We start from the raw sequence: 19,344 nt of genomic DNA on the forward strand, positions 1-19,344 counted from the left end.
TGTTACCTTTACTATATTACGCATTTATTAAGTCAGTTTTGATAGATTGTTAATTAGGTGTTAATCGAATATTAATATTCACCATATTCCCTTTTACATTAATCATTACATATGAATGATACAAACCAACTCCCCGCCACCTTTAATATTCTATAATTAATGTTTTTTAATTTTCTTATCACTGTTTGAAGTAAAGTTACTCCCAGAAGTATGTTTCTTCTTGTATTGATATTGTCCATATGGCAACAACACCAACACTACTTCCTTGAAACTCCTTATCTATACCTCTCTTCAAATAATTTTTTCAAAACAAAAATCCCATTCAAATACACATTACTGAATCCATCATACTAAATGACTTCTTCATTCTGTCTATCTAAATGAGATTATTTCGTACTTTTTATTTCTTTATCTTGTTATTCCACCGGTTGTGGTTGTGGTTGTGGCTGTACGACTTCATTCGCTCCAGCTAACCTCAGCATATTTGCAATATCTTTAAAACCTCTTTTTTCAGCATATTGCAGTGGTGCAATATTTTCCTTATTGGCCATATTTACATCTGCCCCGTGGTCAATAAGCATTTGAATTACTTTCTTATGATTTTCACTACCATTTCCTAATACGATTGCTTCTACTAAAGCCGTTCCACCACGAGCATTTTTATAATTCACATCAATATCTGTATGCTCTAACAATTCTTTTACAACCTCTACATGGCCACGTTCAGATGCAGAAATAAGTGCTGTTCCACCTGATTTAGTAATTTCTTTCGTATTAACCCCTGCATTAATTAGTAGCTTTACAATGTCTGTATATCCTTCTCTACTTGCATAAAGAAATGGATTGCTTTGTTTCTCATCTTTCCTTTCAATATTAGCACCTGCACCAATTAATGCTTTAACTGTCTCTACATGATTTTGATACGTAGCTGCAAGGATAGGAGTTTCTCCGTTGTCACCTTCTACATTTATATTGGCTCCATCTTGAATCAGCTTCATAGCTGTTTCCGTGTCGCCAAGAGTCGCAGAAAGTAGCAACTGTTTGTCCATTAAATTTATACTTTTTTCTTCTTTAGGTTCTTCCTGTTCTTTATGCTTTTCTTTTTTCTTTTCGTTTTTCACATGAACCGGTTTCGATTCTGGCTCCTCTTGCTTATCGCAAGCCACTACCGTCATTAAAAGTCCTAATAACATACATAATAAAATTTTTTGTTTTCTCACAACTACAGCTCCTATGAAAGATAATGTTTTCTTAACCATTCCTCCATCACATACAATAACTCTTCTTGAGTACATTTATCCATAAGCCCTTTATATTCCTTCTTTAATCGGATTATCTTAAAACCTATACTATGTTTCTCAACCTATTGGAATGATGCGCCTGATGGCCTCATCATTAACATTATGAAGCAATTAGTTTAGCACGATTTTACCGCATTTGTATACATTTCTAAAAAGTACATAAAGTGAAACTTTAATCAGTGGGAGGGTTCACCTCACTGATTATCAGCCCGCACCAATCGGGCATTTACGGGCTGTTGATCTCCCACCTAACTTCTTTGCTCCTGCCTAATTTTAAGGTGGGAGTTTTACTGCCCGTTAATACGGGGTAAATGATTGCTTTAGGTTACTATATTCCATTGTAACCGTTCTTCTAAAAATTTTACACCTTTTCTATATTTGCACCTGAGTAATACTAAAAAAAGACAACTTATGTAGTTGTCTTTTTTTAGTATTAATGATGACCACCGTGATTTCCCTTTTTCGGGTTCCCCATCATCTCTTTATTCATTTCCCATTTATGCTCTGCTAGCTCTTTATATGAAAGAACTTTCCCTTTATAGTTAGACACAAAACTCTCTGCATCCTTTTTATTTTCAAATGAAATGACATTATAAGCCATCGGTGTCGTTATTGTTTTATCATATACGTAAGTCGCATCTTCTAACGAAATCCACTCTTTCGAATCATAATCTCGAACAAATTTTTCTTTCGTCTTTTCACCTGGATTAATCTCCATCCATTTATACATACAACCGATATCATCAAACTTTAACGCTTTTCCATTTTCTAAAATGACTTCTGTTGCAAATTGATTATCCATTACCCCGATTTGGCAAATATCACACTTATCATGTTTTTCATCAATCGCTACAGCCTCTGCTTGTTTCTTACCACATCCTACTATCGTAAAGACAAAGAATAAGCATATAGCAAGTGTCACATACTTTGTTCTCATTTTACTTCCTCCCTAACCGTATCTTCCACAAGGAGCATATCAAAAAGTTGTGTGAGATTTGTGAAAAAATAATGTACTTTTTGTAATATAAAGACAAAAAAAGATGTGTAGCCATTTCTACACATCTCTCATCATTCACAACCTGTAATTAATAAATCGTCTTCTAACTTAACTAATAATGTATCTGTATTAATTTGCTGCCCAGCAACTACATTTACTAATCTTATATTTCCACTAATACCGACCGCAACTTTTTCAAGCTCACCGTTATTTTTTCGGATCATCATTAAATTTTCCCACTCATATACGTAAGAAGATTCATTAACAAAAATCTCTTCTACTTTTCCTTCATAAGAACTATAAATCTCTTCCATTCTCGTTTTCATATAAAATCTACTCCCTATTTCACACTTCAATATTTTCATCTTATTCTACCATTCTTACGGAGAGCAGCTTACTTTTTAAAAATTCAAATTAACTACCGTGAACAAAATGACCAAAATAAAAATTATGCTTCTAATGATGTTATTTTTCAAATTATTTACCATTTGAATGAATGCTTTTATGATAAATAAAAAACACTTTTTTCTGAATTTTCATTACTTTTTTTGAAAGCGCAATCATTTTTGGGGGGGAGATTACATGTTAGCACTACTTGGATTTGCGATGGTATTTGTCTTTATGTTTTTAATTATGACGAAACGTATGTCAGCACTAGTAGCATTAATATTAATTCCAATTACTTTCGCATTAATTGGCGGTTTTTATGCAAATATGGGACCTATGATGTTAGAAGGAATTCAAAAACTAGCACCTACTGGTATTATGCTTATGTTTGCTATTTTGTATTTTGGAATTATGATTGATAGCGGTTTATTCGATCCTGTCATTAGTAGGATTTTGAAATTTGTAAAAGGAGATCCTTTAAAAATTGTTGTTGGTACAGCGATTCTTACTATTATCGTTTCATTAGATGGGGATGGAACAACAACGTATATGATTACGGTTTCCGCAATGTACCCATTATATAAACGTCTTGGAATGAATCCACTTATACTAGCTGGGGTTGTTATGTTAGGAGCAGGAGTGACAAATCTTACACCGTGGGGCGGACCGACAGCTCGGGTTATGAGTGCTCTTGGACTAGACGCATCAGAGCTCTTTACACCACTTATACCAGGAATGATCGCTGGTGCACTTTGGGTAGTTTTCGTCGCTTACTATCTTGGAAAAAAAGAGAGAAAGCGTTTAGGAATTATGGATGTACAATATTTAAAACAAATGCAAACAATGGATGAACAAGCTGCAACAGTAGAAGCTGCGGTTCATAAACGTCCTAAACTTCTATGGATTAACTTTTTATTAACTGCTACCTTACTTGTCTGTCTCATACTAGAAGTTATGCCGTTACCTGTTTTATTTACAATCGCTTTCGCTATTGCTGTTATGATTAACTACCCAAACTTAGAACAACAAAAAGAGCGTATTGCTTCTCACGCAGGAAACGTATTAGCCGTTGTTTCTCTCGTATTTGCCGCTGGAATTTTCACTGGAATTTTATCAGGAACAAAAATGGTAGATGCAATGGCTAAAAGTGTAGTCACTCTTATACCAGACGCTCTTGGCCCACAACTACCAATTATTACAGCTCTTCTTAGTATGCCATTCACATTTTTCATGTCCAATGATGCATTTTACTTCGGAGTATTACCTATTTTGACAAAAGCTGCTGCTACTTATGGAATTAGTGCAGCTGAAATGGGACGCGCTTCCTTACTCGGACAACCTGTTCACTTATTAAGCCCTCTTGTCGCATCCACCTATTTATTAGTCGGGATGGCAAAAGTTGATTTTGGTGAACATCAACGCTTTACTTTATTGTGGGCAGTTGGAACGACAATGGTAATGTTGATTACTGGCATTGTAATTGGGATTATTCCAATATAAGACGTGAAAAAACAGTAGAAGAAATGTAATTCTCTACTGTTTTTTTGTTATGAAGAAACAAGAAAATACCTTCTTTCTGGTCTCCCTACACTCCCATATATAAGCTCCGCATGAACTTTCTTTCCTGATATTAAATATTCTAAATAACGCCTCGCTGTTGATCTGCTTACACCTACCATTGTACTTAACGTTTCTGCTGTAATTCCTTCTTCATTCACTGTTAACATATGTTTTTTTATTTTTGCTAAAGTTAAGGGGTCTATCCCTTTCGGAGCATATTCTATTTCATTTCCCTTCACGCCTCTTTGAGACCATAAATATTCAATTTGTTCCGTAGATAATTGATTGTTCTTCTTTAACTGTATAATCTTTTTTTGATAGCCTTCTAGACTTGCTTTAAATCGATCAAACATAAGTGGCTTTACGATATAATCTGTTACTCCGCCTCGTAGAGCGTGCCTCACTACATCTGTTTCCGATGCAGCTGTAATCATAATAATATCTGTATCATGCAAATTATGCCTAATATATGTGACAAGTTCCGTTCCTTGCATATCAGGTAAGTACACGTCTAATAAAACGAGTTGTGGCTTCACAAACTCTAGCCATTCTTTCGCTTGTTCTCCAGTCGTTGCTGTTCCAATTACTTTAAATCCCTCAATCTTTTCAGTAAAACGACAATGAATGTCCGCAATTCGAATATCATCTTCTACAATCAATACTTCAATCTCTTCACCCATTACAATTCGCCTCTCTCTTTTGGTAATGCAATAATAAATAATGCACCACCTAAATCCCCTTTTTCGATTGCAATACTTCCATTTAAATCTTCTACTAACTCTTTCACTTTTGCTAATCCATATCCTCGTTTCCCGCCTTCTTTCGTCGAGAAGCCTTTATAAAATATGCTAGTAATAACTTCATCATGAATCCCTTGTCCTGAATCTTCCACTTCAATTACTATCTCTTCTCCAATATCAGTTACAAACATCCTTACCTTCTTATCATTCTCTTCATTTCTTTCAATTGCTTCAAATGCATTCGTAATTAAATTTCCTAAAATAGAAACGACGTAATTACTCTCAATGTGCGGGCTTAATTTATCTAAGCTACTTTCTCGATCTAGCATAAAATCAATCTTTAACTCTCGCGCTCTATTATAGAATCCAATTAAAATTCCACCTAACCATGGATTTTGAATTCGCTTCATAATAAATTGAACAAAATCTTGATATACCGCTGTTTCCTTATGAATAAGCTCTAAAGCATCTTCATATGATTCTAACTGGATAAGCCCTGAAAGCGTATACAACAAATTGTTATATTCATGCGTTTGCGCTCGTAATGCCTCTGTATATTGCTTCGTCTGAGATAACTCTGCTGTTAACTGATCCATTTCAGATTTCAAACGTAAGCTCGATACAACACCAGTTACTTTATTTTTCACTTTAATAGGTAGACGGTTCGCAATCACAGCCTGCCCTTTTATATTTAATTGACGATCAAACTGTTCTTCACCAGTTTGAAGTACATCTAGTATCGTTGAATTAGGAATTACATTTAAAATAAATTCTCCAATAATATTACGCTGTTTATCTAGCGAAAGAATATCATAAGCTGCTTGATTGACTAAACTAATCATGCCATTTCGATCAATAACAATAATCCCTTCACGTACAGATTGAATCACTGTACTATGCTCTTCATATAAAGATGAAATTTCTTCTGGCTCCATCCCAAACATCATTCTTTTTATACTTCCGGCTAAATATATAGAACCAATTATCCCGATTAAAAGACCTATTACTGTAATCCAAAATACACGCTTTCCATACACTTCTACCGCTCCATGAATATCATCCATTGAAAATCCAACAGACACCACGCCTATAATTTCATTTTCCTGATTACGGATTGGAACTTTGCCGCGTAATGAAGGACCTAATGATCCAGTTGCTTTCGAAATATAAGATTTTCCTTCTAATAGAACTCCTTTATTATCTCCACCAACCATTGCTTCTCCTATTTTATCTCGCTTAGGATGTGCATATCGAATCCCCTCTTTGTTTCCAACTACAATAAAATCAGCATCTGTATCAATTCGAATTTTTTCTGCAATTGGCTGAACGATAGAAGCTGGGTTTTCTTTTTGAAAAGCTTCCATTATTTCAGGTATAGCAGCAACTGTTTTCGCAACATGCAAAGCCCGTTTCCCAATTTGCTCTTCTACCGTTTCAGACAATATGTAATAAAATAAATAACTTGTTAATAGAAGTACGACTAGAATAAGTGTACTAATTGTTATTGTAATTCTCGGTTGTAGTTTTAATTTTTTAAGCCTCAAAACCATTCCCCTAACATAATTAAAGATAGAATTTAACGAAAATACAGTCTTTTATATTTTTACCTAATCATAACACGGTTACTCTATATTTCTTTATTTTTTATCTTCATAAAGTGAAACTTTAATCAACCCACAAATAGCGGGATAAAAAAAGAAACGAAGTACAATTACTACCTCGTTTCTTAACATTTTTTATTACACTTTAAATTTCCCAATCATCTCTTGTAATTCTTCTGCCATTTGCGATAAATGAACTGCTGCTGCATTGATTTCATCTACCGAAGCTAATTGTTCTTCTGAAGAACCAGCAATATTTTGAACGCTTGCTGCATTTTCTTCAATTGTAGCTGCAATTTCATTAATAGATGCACTAACTTGTTTCGCATCTACTGTCATTTGTTCCGCTACTTCTACCATACTATCAATTTGTACAACTGTATCATCTGTAGACTTCAATATTTCAGCGAAGCTTTGCTTCGTTTCATTTGCAACTACAAGTCCTGATTGTACTTCTGTCCCAACTTGCTTCATAGAGCTTACTGTTTCTTTTATGTCAAATTGTATCTCTTTTACTAGTTTTCCAATTTCCGTAGAAGACTGTCCTGATTGTTCTGCTAACTTTCGCACTTCATCTGCTACAATTGCAAATCCTCTTCCTTGTTCTCCTGCTCTCGCAGCCTCAATTGCAGCATTTAATGCTAATAAATTTGTCTGCTCTGCAATATGTTGAATTACCTCAAGGATTGCTCCAATTTGTTTCGACTTATCATCTAGCAAAACAATAACTTTATCTGATTGTGAAACAGACTCATGGATTAATTGCATTTGATTCACCGTTTGTTCAACTAACTTCCCACCATCTTCAGCCTTTTTCTTCGTATACATAGATGCTGTGGATACTAATGAAGAACTGTCTGCCACACGTTGAATTCCTTCTGTAACTTCTTCTAATAATGTTGCGCCTTCTTCGACTTCTTTCGTTTGTATTTCCGCTCCACTCGACACTTGCTCTATCGCTTGTGTAATTTGTTCCGTTGCTTCACTCGTCTGCTTCATACTAGCTGTTAATTCTTCTGAAGATGCCGCTACATGACCTGCTGAAGTATTTATATTGGAAATGACATTCTGTAATGATGCTGCCATCTCGTTAAAGCTTTCTCCTAGCTGTCCAATTTCATCTTTAGAATGAACTGCAATAGATTCTGTTAAATCGCCTTCACTAATCTTTTTCGATGATATAACAAGTTGTTTTAACGGATTAATAATAGAAGCAATTATGAAGTAAATTAAAATCCCACCAATTATTAATGAAATACCAATAACAGTTATCGTTTTATAGAAAATAGGTTCAGCAGCTTCAATAATTTCTTTTGCAGGCATAATTCCTGCTATTTTCCATCCAGTTTTCTTATTCGTTTTAAAAGTAATATTACGGTCTTCACCCTCTAATGAATAATGAAAATCACCAGATTCCTGTTTATAAAATTCCTTACTAAGTTTCTCTTCTAATTTCTCTCCTGGCTTCATTTTCGGGTGTGCTACTACATTTTTATCTTGATCAAATATTGCTACATACCCTTCCTTACCGATATTAACCATCTTGGAAGTAGTAACAATATCATTAATTATTAAGTCAATCCCAAGAACGCCACTTTTATCCTCATTTTGTTTCGCTAATGTAATAACAATATTCCCTGTCGTTTGTGACTTATATGGAGCAGTTACAATTACCTCTCCGCTTTTCTTCACTGCCTCTTTATACCAATCTCTTTCTGTAGGATTATATCCGTCTGGCATCTGAATAGCTGGTGATTGAATAAACTGTCCATTACTAGATCCTGTATAGATTGCTTCCATTTCTGGATGTAATTTGTTGTATTCTTCTAGTTTATTTTGGATATTTTGAATTTGGTCTGCTTGGTAACTTGAGTGTGTGAATAATTTCGTAAAATAAGTTGCATCTACTTTTTTACTATCCAATTCCTTGTTAATTACATTATCCAAAATTTTTATATTATCTTTCGCCGAGTTTACAATCGTTTCATTAAAATTCGTCTTGGTCTGCTGATAAGACGTCCAACCAATTACAATACTTGGAAGAATCAAAATGATAACAAATGACACAAGTAACTTTGCTTTTAAACTACTACTCCTTAATTTCCCTTGAAACATATTTCTACCCCTCCATACCGTTTTAAATGTAATTGTTTTACATTTAATTTCTTTATATAAATCATACGATTCAAATGTATCAATGCGACTCTCTATCTCTTTCTCTATTGAAGAGTTGATACATACCTTTTTCATTCTATATAAATTAAATAATTAAAACAATATATAAAAATGTATATTATTCGAAATATTAAAATTCACAGAAGAACCTCTAGTATCTCACTTACTAGAGGTTCCTCCCGCTTTACTATTCTTTATCTTTTTCTACTTCTTTTTTCGCATCTTCTACTACAGATACAACAGGTTTATCGTTTGATAATTGTTGTACTGCTCCTTTTCCAGCAAATCCTTCTAATAACTCTTTTAAATCAATGCCAGAAGAAGCTTTTAATGTTTCTTGCATCGTTGCCATTAAATCAGTCGCATAACCTGCAACTTTTCCGGCACCGCTATTTTTACCACCGCCACCTGTATCGACAACTGTAATTTTATCAATGTTGCTAAGTGGGCTTGCAACTTCCTTCGCATAACTTGGAAGCATGTTAAGAACCATATCCATAATCGCCGCTTGGCCATATAACTCAAATGCCTCTGCAATTTTTTGTTTCGCTTCCGCTTCTGCTAAACCTTTTAATCTGATAACATCTGCTTCCGCTGTACCTTGTGCTTTTTGTACTTCTGCTTTTGCTTGACCTTGCGCTTTTTCGATTTCCGCCTTCGCTAAACCTTCTACACGAACTTCTTCTGCACGTGCTCTTGCTTCCGCTTCAATTTTATATTGATCTGCATCTGCTTTTTTCATTTGTTTTACTTTTTCCGCTTCTGCTGATTGTTCAACAGCATAGCGATCTGCATCTGCCTTTTTCTTTACTTCTGCATCATATTGCTTTTCACGACGCGCAATCTCTTTTTCTTCTAATTCAATTTGCTTTTCACGCTCAATGATTTTAACGCGCATTTGCTCTTCTGTAACACCTTGTTGCGCTTTTGCTTGTTGTAATTCATAGGAAAGATCTGCATCTGCGCGAGCTTGTTCTTGGTCTCTCTTATAAGATTGTACTTTTAACTCTTTATGTTTTTCAGCTTCAGCGATTTGTGCATCACGTTGATACTCAGCTTCTTTCGCTTCTTTCTCAGCACGAGCTTTTTCAATTCGCGCCTCTTTTTCACGCTCTGCATTTGCAACTGTTGCATCACGCTTAACCATCGCAATTTGTGGCTGACCAAGTGCATCTAAGTAACCGTTCTTATCCATGATTTCTTTAATTGTAAAGGAAACGATGCGAAGTCCCATCTTCTTTAAATCTGTAGAAGCTACTTCATGTACCTTTTGAGCAAATTGCTCTCTATTACTATAGGCATCTTCTACTGTCATAGAAGATAAAATAGCACGTAGATGCCCTTCTAAAACTTCTTTTGCTTCTATTTTCAACTCTTCTGTTTCTTTTCCTAAATATTGTTCAGCTGCTGTAGAAACTTCTTCAATGGTAGATCCTACTTTAATAATAGAAACACCGTTTACTGTAATCGGTACACCTTGTTTCGTATACGTATCACGTGTTCCCACTTCTAATTTGTAGTTTAATAGACTTAAAGGCTCTGCTCTTTGCATAATCGGAACTACGAAAGTACCACCACCACGAATAATCTTAATCTTCTTTCCATCATCAGTGGTAACTACATTTTTCCCGCCACCAAGCCAGTTTCCAGTAACAATTAATGCTTCATCTGGTCCAACTGTTCGATACTTTGTAATGAATACTAAAATGAGTAGAATTAAAATTGCGAGTAATACTCCACCGATAATTAATGGAATCGTCATGTAAATTCCCCCTTATAATTTTGGTTTCTTTAAAGAATAAGCGATGTTCTGTACAAGCAGAACACCATCTTGGACTCCCTCGATAATAACTTCAGTTCCTTGTGAAATATCTTTCTTTCCAACTGTTTTAGCTAGGATTGCATTGTTTCCAAATTGGGAGGAAATTAATACTTCACCAAACCCTTCTGTAGGAATAGTCGTAATGACCTCTCCCTTACAACCAATAAATTCATCCATACGCTGCACAGTATTTTGTTCTGCTTCTGCAATTGGCTTTAAAATTAATATTTTCATTATGAAAACACCAATAAAGGATATAGCAAATGCAGACCCGAAAATAAGAATGCTATTAAAGGAAAATAAATATTCTCCTATATAGCTGAGTCCACATAACATGGCGAAAAAACTAAGTAATAAAGTAACAACGGATACAGATCCGCCTCCAAAACTAAATATGGATTCAAATATATCTCCAAAAAAGATATAAATAACAGTGAGTATAGTAGCAATAATAAATCCGTATAAATAAATTGTTTCAAGTGGATAACCAAACAAAGCCATTTCTTATCCCCCTCTCTTAAACAATCCCTTTTTTGTTATGTGTATGCCCCACCTCTTTCAAAGATTATAGTTCTTAATTTTCAGTTATTTCACTTTTAAAGAAAAGCCTGTATGACAGGCCCCTAAAAAAGAACAGGAGAAACCTATTGTGACAGGCTCCTCCTAGTAAATAACCGATATATTATATATCTATATAATATACTATTTTCCACAAAAAGTAAAGTTAAACATACATTGGAAAAGCACTTATTTTACTGATAATTCGTACGTTCCATCGCCATTATCATATTTATATACATACAAATAATACTTACCTGGTTTTGCATTAAATTTTGCCTCTATATGATTTCCATTAGCTTGACCGTAAGCAGCATAATTTTGCATATCTGATTCATGGTGAAGCACCCATGTCATCCCGATTCCATACTCATTTAAAACGGAAATATCAATATTTTTCGTTGATGCTACATTAAATGTATAAACATCGGTGTGATCTCCACCGATAAGGCTACCTTTTATAGTAGTGTTTAGCCCGATACGATTTGCTTCCTCTGGACGATTATTTGGTTCTAATTCTGTTAAACTTCCATCTTTAATCGTAACAGTGGTTTCGTTTCTGCTCTCTTTACCTTTATCATCTTTTACTCTTAACGCTACTTTATAAATTCCTTCTCTTTCATATGCATGTATTGGATTAACTTCTGCACTTGTGCTGCCATCTCCAAATTCCCATAAATAAGAAACAATTTTTCCATCTTCATCATTTGAGCCATCACTTTTAAATTGAATTCCTTCTTTTACAAGCCCATTATAAGGTCCATTTATATTAACCGTTGGAGCTTTATTTTCTCCATCATCTTTTGCGATACCGTGGAAGACTACATCATATTCAAATTCATTTGAACTATTCACACGATAATTGACGAAGTATGCTGTAACAGTTTTGTAGCCACTCCATTCTTTTTGCGCCAGTTGTTCTAGTGCTTCATTTACTCGTTTACTCATTTCGTTCCAGTCTTCGGATTCACCTTTTGTTACACTACCTGTAAATGTGCCTTCTAATGTAAATGTATTAAAGAATTGGGAGCTATGTTTTGTCATTTTTGCCTCTTTCATTGGCAACGTATCACTAATTTCTTTCTCTACTGCTGTTAACGATTTTGGTGCATGTTCAGCTAAATAATCATCTGCTACTTCCGGTACATTATATTTATCTTGATTATCAATTAGCTGTTGCATATACTCTTGATACTCTTTATTTAGTTTAGAATCTTTACTTAAATTCTCACGATAGGCATCATAATTTTTCACGTCATTTGCACGAATTAAATCTTGAATTTTATCAAATGTTTCAAATTGATGTGTATATAAATAAGATTGCAATGCGAACGAGTAATTATAGAAATCCCAAGAACCATATTTAGCAAATAATGTGCGCTCTGCTGTATAACGGCTTGCAGGATCAGATGATAATCCACTAATGATGCTCTTTCTCGGTACTACATTATTTGTACGAGTAGATCCTGCGAAAAATTCTGCATTTCCTTCTTGGAACCAAGTTAATCTCTCATTTTGATACATATCTCCTCTTCCAAATAAACCTGGCACTTCAAATCTCCCTTGAAGATAATGAGTAAACTCATGACGGAATAACTCTTCTAAACTATAAATACTTTGTTCTGGCGTACGCTCATATGTAAAGAATGTACCTGTTTCTTCTATATAAATGCCACCGTTGTTTGTTTCATATCCATACAGTTGTCTGTTTAACTGATATTCGTCTGGAGTATTATAGATTACTATCGTTAATACGTCGTCTGCATTACCTGGCTCTAATGCTTTGTCATTCCCAATTACACGATGATACTGTGCTTTTACTTCCTTTGCAGCCCAGTATAGTCTCTTAATTTTTTCTTCTGATACTTTATCTCCTGTTTTAAATACGATAGATCCATCGTCGAATGTATACGTTTTTGGTAAGTACTGTTCTTTTCCTTCTTTACGTATCGTCTCTAAATCTACAGTATTACCGCTATAATCTTTTCCGTTATAATTTGTTGTAATTTGTTCTACTGCAACAAAATACGGCTCACTTAAACGCGGATACATATGCATTGCTTGTGTAACAACCTCTAAACCTTTATTTGGATTACTATGAAACTTCCCTAAACGACTAGCAAAATAAATTCCATTATTAACGAGCCACTTATTTTCTGGTGTTACTTCATTTAAAAGAGCAATACGATTTATTTCATTAATAAATCCATCTATTTTCCCGTACCACATTGTATCTTTTGCTTCTTTACGAGTTTCAAATAAATAAGATTGCATATCATAATCAATACCTTGCATCATATCGTATACAGCTTGTCCTTTCATACGATCGTCTACATACGTATGAAGATTATCATTGTATTGTTTTAAAATATTCGATGCGTATTGAACCGTTTCCACATCACTTGAAGCATTACTAATTAATTTACCGTATGCAGATACGACTGCATCTTGCTCATATGTACCAAGCTTAAAGTTTGGATTGGCTGCAATTGCTTTTAAAGCAGGTAAACATTTATCCTGGAAGCTTCTCTCATTTAAATCACTTAATTCATTATTGTAAAATGCGAGATAAAAAGCTGAACGTAACACTTCTGTAAACGTTTGAATTCCTTTTGAATCATCTTTCGTAAACGTACTACCTCGGTGAGCTAATTCATCTATAACTGCTTGCATTTTCCCTTTGTCTTTATAAAAAGCCTTTGCATCTTCATTGAACTGGAATAAGTCTGTAATTTGATTCCATTTAATACTTCCTAGCGTTTCAAGCAATTCTTGATTATTCATTTTGTTTAAATCAGCCATTGAATAGCTTTCTTTCATTTGCTTTACTTCTGAGCTCTTCATAATAGATGCTGGTCGCTGTGAAAAGTCTCCTACTTTTAAACGTTCTTGAAACGATAATGTTTCCTGTGCTTTAGAAACATGTCCAATCTCATCTACTGGTTTTTCAATCCCAACTGGTTTCGAATGCAATACATTGTATGGCACCTTTTCTTCTGCTGATACATTCGTTTGAATTGCTCCTAACGATAGCGCCATTGTACTAATACTAAGCATCACTTTATTAATCTTTGATTTCTTGTTCATATCATTGCCCCCTATTTATATATTCCCTTGAAGAATTTAACATAAAATCTAGATACAACAATATAAAATGCAATATTTCATATTATTTCTTCCTATATTTTGTACATATCGTGAACACTTTTACTTTTATCCCGCATTAACGGGCAGTAAGACCCCCACTGAAACGTTTTATCTCAGTTGGGTAGTTGACCTAACCTCCAATAGTTATGAATCTATAGCGATTAAACTATCCTTTTACACACGTTAAAAATCGAATTTTTTGACAATTAACCCTTCAATTGTTATGATTAATATAATTGTTAACTTTATTAAACAAGGGTGGGATTCTATGATAAAAAAAGAAAACAGTGTATTTTATATCTCCATCTTGCTAACAACATTATTCATCATATGGGGAATTACCCCGGCAAGTTGGATACAAGGCTATGATTTACAAAGCGTTACATCTTCTTTAAACTCATTTATCCTCAATAAATTTGGATGGTTTTACTCTCTACTTATGACTGCAATGATTATTTTAGCCACGTATTTAGCATTCTCTAAATACGGTTCTATTCGTCTCGGTAAAGATGGAGAAAAACCAAAGTATAGTTATCCATCTTGGCTATCCATGTTGTTTGGAGCAGGAATGGGAATTGGACTCCTCTTTTATGGAATCACTGAACCGATTTCACATTTTACAGATCCATTAACAGGAAAAGCAGGTACAGAGGAAAGCGCCAAACTCGCTATGCAATATTCATTTTTCCACTGGGGACTCTTTCCTTGGTCACTATACGCGATGGTTGCTTTAACAATTGCATATTTCACATTCCGCAAACAAAAAGGTAGCACAATTGGGGCTACAGTTACTCCATTATTTAATCGATCGAAAAATTCTCCTATCGGAAAAACAGTCGATATTTTGGCTGTTTTAGCCACAGTATTCGGTATTGTGCCATCTGTTGGGATTGGTGCTCAACAAATCGCCGGAGGATTAAGCTATTTATTCCCTTCTATTCATAACACTGTACTTACACAGCTCGTACTTATCGCCATCTTCGCTGTTTTATATTTAACAAGTGCACAAACAGGCTTAGATCGTGGGATTAAATATTTGAGTAACTTAAATTTCTCTCTTGCAGGTATATTACTCGTCTCCTTTTTACTTTTAGGACCAACTGTATTTATTATGAAATATTTCACATCTACACTCGGTTCTTATATCGCAGCTTTACCTAGTATGGGATTAAATTTAGGAGCATTTAATGAAAAATCTTCTTCTTGGATTGAAAACTGGACTATTTTCTATTGGGGATGGTGGATCTCTTGGTCTCCATTCGTCGGTACATTCATCGCTCGTATTTCTAAAGGGCGCACAATAAAAGAATTTATTATTGGAGTTGTATTAGTCCCAACTCTTATCTGTACATTTTGGTTTGCAGTATTTGGCGGTACCGCTATCCATATGGAAATGTTCCAATCGCTTGGGATAGCTGATGAAATCGCAAAAAATGGTACAGAGATTGGATTATTTGCTGTTATTTCACACCTACCGTTCTCTACATTTTTAACAATTATCGGGTTAATTTTAGTAGCCACATTTTTCGTTACTTCTGCTGACTCGGCAACGTTTGTTGTTTCAATGCAAACGAGTAACGGAAGCTTATCACCGAAAAATAGTTTAAAACTTATATGGGGATTAACAATCGCCATAATTGCTGCTATTTTATTACAAGCTGGAGGATTAAATGCACTGCAAATAGCAGCTATAATTGCTGCGCTACCATTTTCTATCGTAGTCGTTCTTATGATCATTTCGCTCTTTAAGGAGCTTCGAAAAGAAGATGTTAATTTACAAGCAAAAGAAGTTCCGCAAAAAATAAAGAAGGTTATGTAACGATTAGCACCTCTCCTAAAGAAGAATTCGGTCCTCCGATTAGTCCTGAATCCATTATTACTGAGGGCTGCAAAATAAATTAAATAAAACCCATTCGTATGAAATATAATTTTCATACGAATGGGTTTTTACTCTATTATATAGTGTTGTAAACATGCTTTCTTCTTAACACCTTATATAACTGTTTTACATTATAATAAGATTAAGCGTTTTTATTTCTTAAATAATCTCTTTCTAAATACAAACATACTCAGTGCTGAAAGAACTAATGCTACACCCGAAAGTAACGTTGATGTATTCGCTTGTCCACCTGTTGCTCCTAGCGATTTCTTACTTTCTTCTTCTTTATTAACAACTGGTTTATTTTCTTTCATGCTTTGATTCTCTACTACTTTTTCTTTCACAACTTGATTATTCACGTTTTGTTCTTGAACTGGTGCCGATTGATTGATTTCTTCTTTCGATTCTTCAACTTCTTTTGTTGGCTCTTTTTCTTCTTCTTTCGATTCTGCAATTTCTTTTGTTGGTTCTTTCACTTCTTCTTTTGGTTCTTCAACTTCTTTTGCGGGTTCTTTCACTTCTTCTTTTGATTCTTCAACTTCTTTTGTTGGTTCTTTTACTTCTTCTTTCGATTCTTCAACTTCTTTTGTTGGCTCTTTTACTTCCTCTTTTGTTTCCTCAACTTCTTTCGTTGGTTCTTTCACTTCTTCTTTCGAACTCTCAATTTCTTTCGCTGGCTCTTTTACTTCTTCTTTTGTTTCCTCAACTTCTTTCGTTGGTTCTTTTTCTTCTTCTTTCGATTCTTCAACTTCTTTTGTTGGCTCTTTTACTTCCTCTTTCGGTTCTAATTTTTCTACTATATTCTGCATGACGATGCCACTATATAATATCCCAGTCTCATAATGATCTGCATCTAAGTCAAATTCATATATTTTTTCTCCTAGAGTACTCCAAGTGATTCCCTCATCAGTAAGAGTTCCACCTTCACTCTTTAGTGTAATCTTGTCAATTCGCTCTCCTTCTAAATCATATACAGAAATTTTCACTTCTTTATTTATTTCTGCATCATCTAAAATGACTTTTTGCCTTCTGACATCAATTGTTCCCCATTGACCTAATTGTATTAACGGCCTTACATCACGAATCTCATTTCCAGCTAAATTTAAACTAAGTAAGTCTAACATTGATCCAAGAACCGACACATCTTTAATACGATTATCTGTAAGGTTTAACCATTGTAAATTTTTTAATGAAGATAACGGTGTTATATCCTCAATTTGATTATGAGATACATTTACATCGTTCAACTTTTCTAAGCTCGAGATAAATTCAATATTCTTCAAGCCTACTCCTTCTAAAGTGAGTTTTTCTAAGTTCGTCATGTACTCTAAACCTGCTATATCTTTTATCTCTTTTCCTTTTTCTTTAAGTATCTCTAATTCTTTAATCTGTAATAAATCTTCTTTTGTTATAGGCGCATTTAAATTCTCTCTACCTAAATTCTCTTTATTAATATGTTTTTGTAAAGTTTTATCAATAATTACATTTGCACGTTCTTTTTGTTTTTCAACTATATTCTGTATAACCGTACCATTAAATCTTATTTTATTTTCAGTAGAATTAGTATCTAGTTTAAATTCATATATTTTTTCTCCAGGACTATTCCATTTTATAAATCCGTTATTCAGAGTACCACCCTCACTTTTTAAATTAATATTTTCAAGTGAATCTCCTTTAAGGTTGTATACTGGAATTTTTATTTCTTCATCTACACTTGCTTCATCTAAAAAGATTTTTTGTCTTTGAATATCAATTGAAGTTCGCTTACCTAACTTCTCAACAGGTCTTACATCAAAAATTTCATTCGCTCCAAGTTTTATCTCATATAAATTTGTTAAAGTACTCAGCGGCGATATATCAGAGATATAATTCTCTTCTAAATTCAGTACTTGTAATTTTCCTAATTTAGATAATGGTGATATATCTTTTATTTCACTATCAGTAATTTCGAGTTCAGTAAGATTACTCATTTTACTAATAGATTCAACATTACTAATTTTATTATTCCCTATCCATAATAGTTTCACTTTATTTAATTGTTCAATTCCTGTAAGATCACTAATTTCATTATTAGATAAATACAATTCACTTATAGATGATAACGCAAACAATGGTTTAATATCTTTAATTTTATTACCTACTAAATCTAATGTTTTCACCTTCTTCAATTTGTTTATAGGTGTAATATCTACTATTTTATTATTTCTTAAAGAGAGCATATTTAACTTTTCCAATTGAGCAATTGGTTCAATATTTTCAATTTGATTTGAATACAAATCTAGATATTTTAGTTTCTTTAGATTACTTAAAGGTGCTATATCTTTTACATTCGATTTCTGTAACGTTAATTTCTCTAAATTTGTCATATGTTCTAAACCGGCTATTTCATTTATTCCTTCACCTGAGTAAATGGATAATGTTTCAATCTGCAATAAATCTTCCTTAGTTATTGGAGCATCTAGATTATCTCTACCTAAGTTATATTCATTAATATGTTTTTGTAATTGTTTATCTAATATTACATTTCCACTTTCATCTTGTTGATCCACTTTATCCTCTGTATTTTCCTTTTGCTCTTCTTGATCAATATTCCCTAAATTTAATGCATTCACTTCAAACTGCACTTGATATTTATTATCATAGGCCATTGTTGGAATATAAATATGCATTTGCATATTATATCTTTTTCCTAATTCTCCAACTTCAAATTGAATAACCTTCGTTCCATTTTTCTTTTTATCTTCTGATATTACTTTTACATCATGGAACACACCTGGAGTATGTATATCCTCTGTTTTCAAGTATTGAAAGAAATCACTATCACTTAACGTTGCCGTTACAATTTTCTTTCCATTCTCAATCGTTAACTTAGGATCCTTTATATAAACTGCTGCCATAGACTCCTCATTCGTTTTATCTTTATATGCTTTCATAACAGCATCATATGTACCATCTTCTAAAGCATAGCCCTTTTTATTAGCCTCAATTGCTACTGCCGCTAAAGCAGGCGTTGAGTATGCAGCAAATGGTAGCGCTAAAGCTGCTGCCACTAACATTGCATTTATATGTTTTCTTTTATTTTTTTTCAACTTTACATCTCCTCCAAAATATATAATTCGAAATGTAATCATTTCTCGAATAAATGATAATGATTTTCATTATCATTGTCAACTAAAA

Annotated in this window: 12 protein-coding genes and 1 pseudogene; 2 read left to right on the forward strand and 11 right to left on the reverse strand. The window is 33.8% G+C overall.

The annotated features are described in order from the left end of the window. Positions 1-416 precede the first annotated feature (416 nt). The 3 genes from ACUN0F_RS30790 to ACUN0F_RS30800 form a co-directional block, all read right to left on the reverse strand. Positions 417-1,295, reverse strand: coding sequence for an ankyrin repeat domain-containing protein (locus tag ACUN0F_RS30790; protein WP_431098246.1), 879 nt, complete (start codon positions 1,293-1,295; stop codon positions 417-419). A gap of 439 nt (positions 1,296-1,734) precedes the next feature. Next, the gene (locus tag ACUN0F_RS30795) at positions 1,735-2,238 is read right to left on the reverse strand and encodes a nitrous oxide reductase accessory protein NosL (protein ID WP_046956759.1); all 504 of its coding nucleotides are present in this window, start codon (positions 2,236-2,238) and stop codon (positions 1,735-1,737) included. Between the two features lie 131 nt (positions 2,239-2,369). Then, complete coding sequence (locus tag ACUN0F_RS30800) at positions 2,370-2,624, reverse strand: hypothetical protein (RefSeq protein WP_000857650.1); 255 nt, start codon at positions 2,622-2,624, stop codon at positions 2,370-2,372. A gap of 256 nt (positions 2,625-2,880) precedes the next feature. On the opposite strand from ACUN0F_RS30800, the gene ACUN0F_RS30805 reads away from it, so the two are divergent. Further along, a complete protein-coding gene (locus ACUN0F_RS30805; RefSeq protein ID WP_000880457.1) occupies positions 2,881-4,185 on the forward strand; it encodes a CitMHS family transporter in 1,305 nt (434 codons plus the stop codon). Positions 4,186-4,232: 47 nt separating this feature from the next. Here the strand turns inward: ACUN0F_RS30805 and ACUN0F_RS30810 are convergent, their stop codons facing one another. The 7 genes and pseudogenes from ACUN0F_RS30810 to colA all read right to left on the reverse strand — a co-directional run bounded on the left by ACUN0F_RS30810 (position 4,233) and on the right by colA (position 14,228). Next, complete coding sequence (locus ACUN0F_RS30810) at positions 4,233-4,925, reverse strand: response regulator (protein WP_445540724.1); 693 nt, start codon at positions 4,923-4,925, stop codon at positions 4,233-4,235. Next, positions 4,925-6,535, reverse strand: coding sequence for an ATP-binding protein (locus tag ACUN0F_RS30815; protein WP_445540725.1), 1,611 nt, complete (start codon positions 6,533-6,535; stop codon positions 4,925-4,927). The genes ACUN0F_RS30810 and ACUN0F_RS30815 overlap by 1 nt, the downstream gene beginning before the upstream one ends. A 189-nt stretch (positions 6,536-6,724) precedes the next feature. Continuing rightward, on the reverse strand, positions 6,725-7,672 hold the full coding sequence (locus ACUN0F_RS30820) for a methyl-accepting chemotaxis protein (RefSeq protein WP_370458318.1): 948 nt from the start codon (positions 7,670-7,672) through the stop codon (positions 6,725-6,727). Next, a pseudogene (locus ACUN0F_RS30825) lies at positions 7,667-8,836 on the reverse strand (HAMP domain-containing protein); the annotation flags it as partial. The gene ACUN0F_RS30820 and the pseudogene ACUN0F_RS30825, both read right to left, overlap by 6 nt. A 112-nt stretch (positions 8,837-8,948) precedes the next feature. Further along, entirely contained in the window at positions 8,949-10,523 is a 1,575-nt protein-coding gene (locus ACUN0F_RS30830; RefSeq protein ID WP_000154996.1) for a flotillin family protein, read from the reverse strand. A 12-nt stretch (positions 10,524-10,535) separates the two neighbouring features. Then, complete coding sequence (locus tag ACUN0F_RS30835) at positions 10,536-11,084, reverse strand: NfeD family protein (protein ID WP_001173145.1); 549 nt, start codon at positions 11,082-11,084, stop codon at positions 10,536-10,538. Between the two features lie 246 nt (positions 11,085-11,330). Beyond that, the gene (gene colA, locus ACUN0F_RS30840; protein ID WP_445540726.1) at positions 11,331-14,228 is read right to left on the reverse strand and encodes a collagenase ColA; all 2,898 of its coding nucleotides are present in this window, start codon (positions 14,226-14,228) and stop codon (positions 11,331-11,333) included. A gap of 328 nt (positions 14,229-14,556) precedes the next feature. On the opposite strand from colA, the gene opuD reads away from it, so the two are divergent. Further along, positions 14,557-16,107 carry a glycine betaine transporter OpuD gene (opuD, locus tag ACUN0F_RS30845; RefSeq protein ID WP_445540727.1) on the forward strand — a complete coding sequence of 517 codons (1,551 nt, stop codon included), beginning with the start codon at positions 14,557-14,559 and terminating at the stop codon, positions 16,105-16,107. Positions 16,108-16,319: 212 nt separating this feature from the next. Here the strand turns inward: opuD and ACUN0F_RS30850 are convergent, their stop codons facing one another. Further along, the gene (locus ACUN0F_RS30850; protein ID WP_445540728.1) at positions 16,320-19,256 is read right to left on the reverse strand and encodes a leucine-rich repeat protein; all 2,937 of its coding nucleotides are present in this window, start codon (positions 19,254-19,256) and stop codon (positions 16,320-16,322) included. Positions 19,257-19,344 lie beyond the last annotated feature (88 nt).

Source organism: Bacillus sp. 1A, from assembly GCF_052682215.1.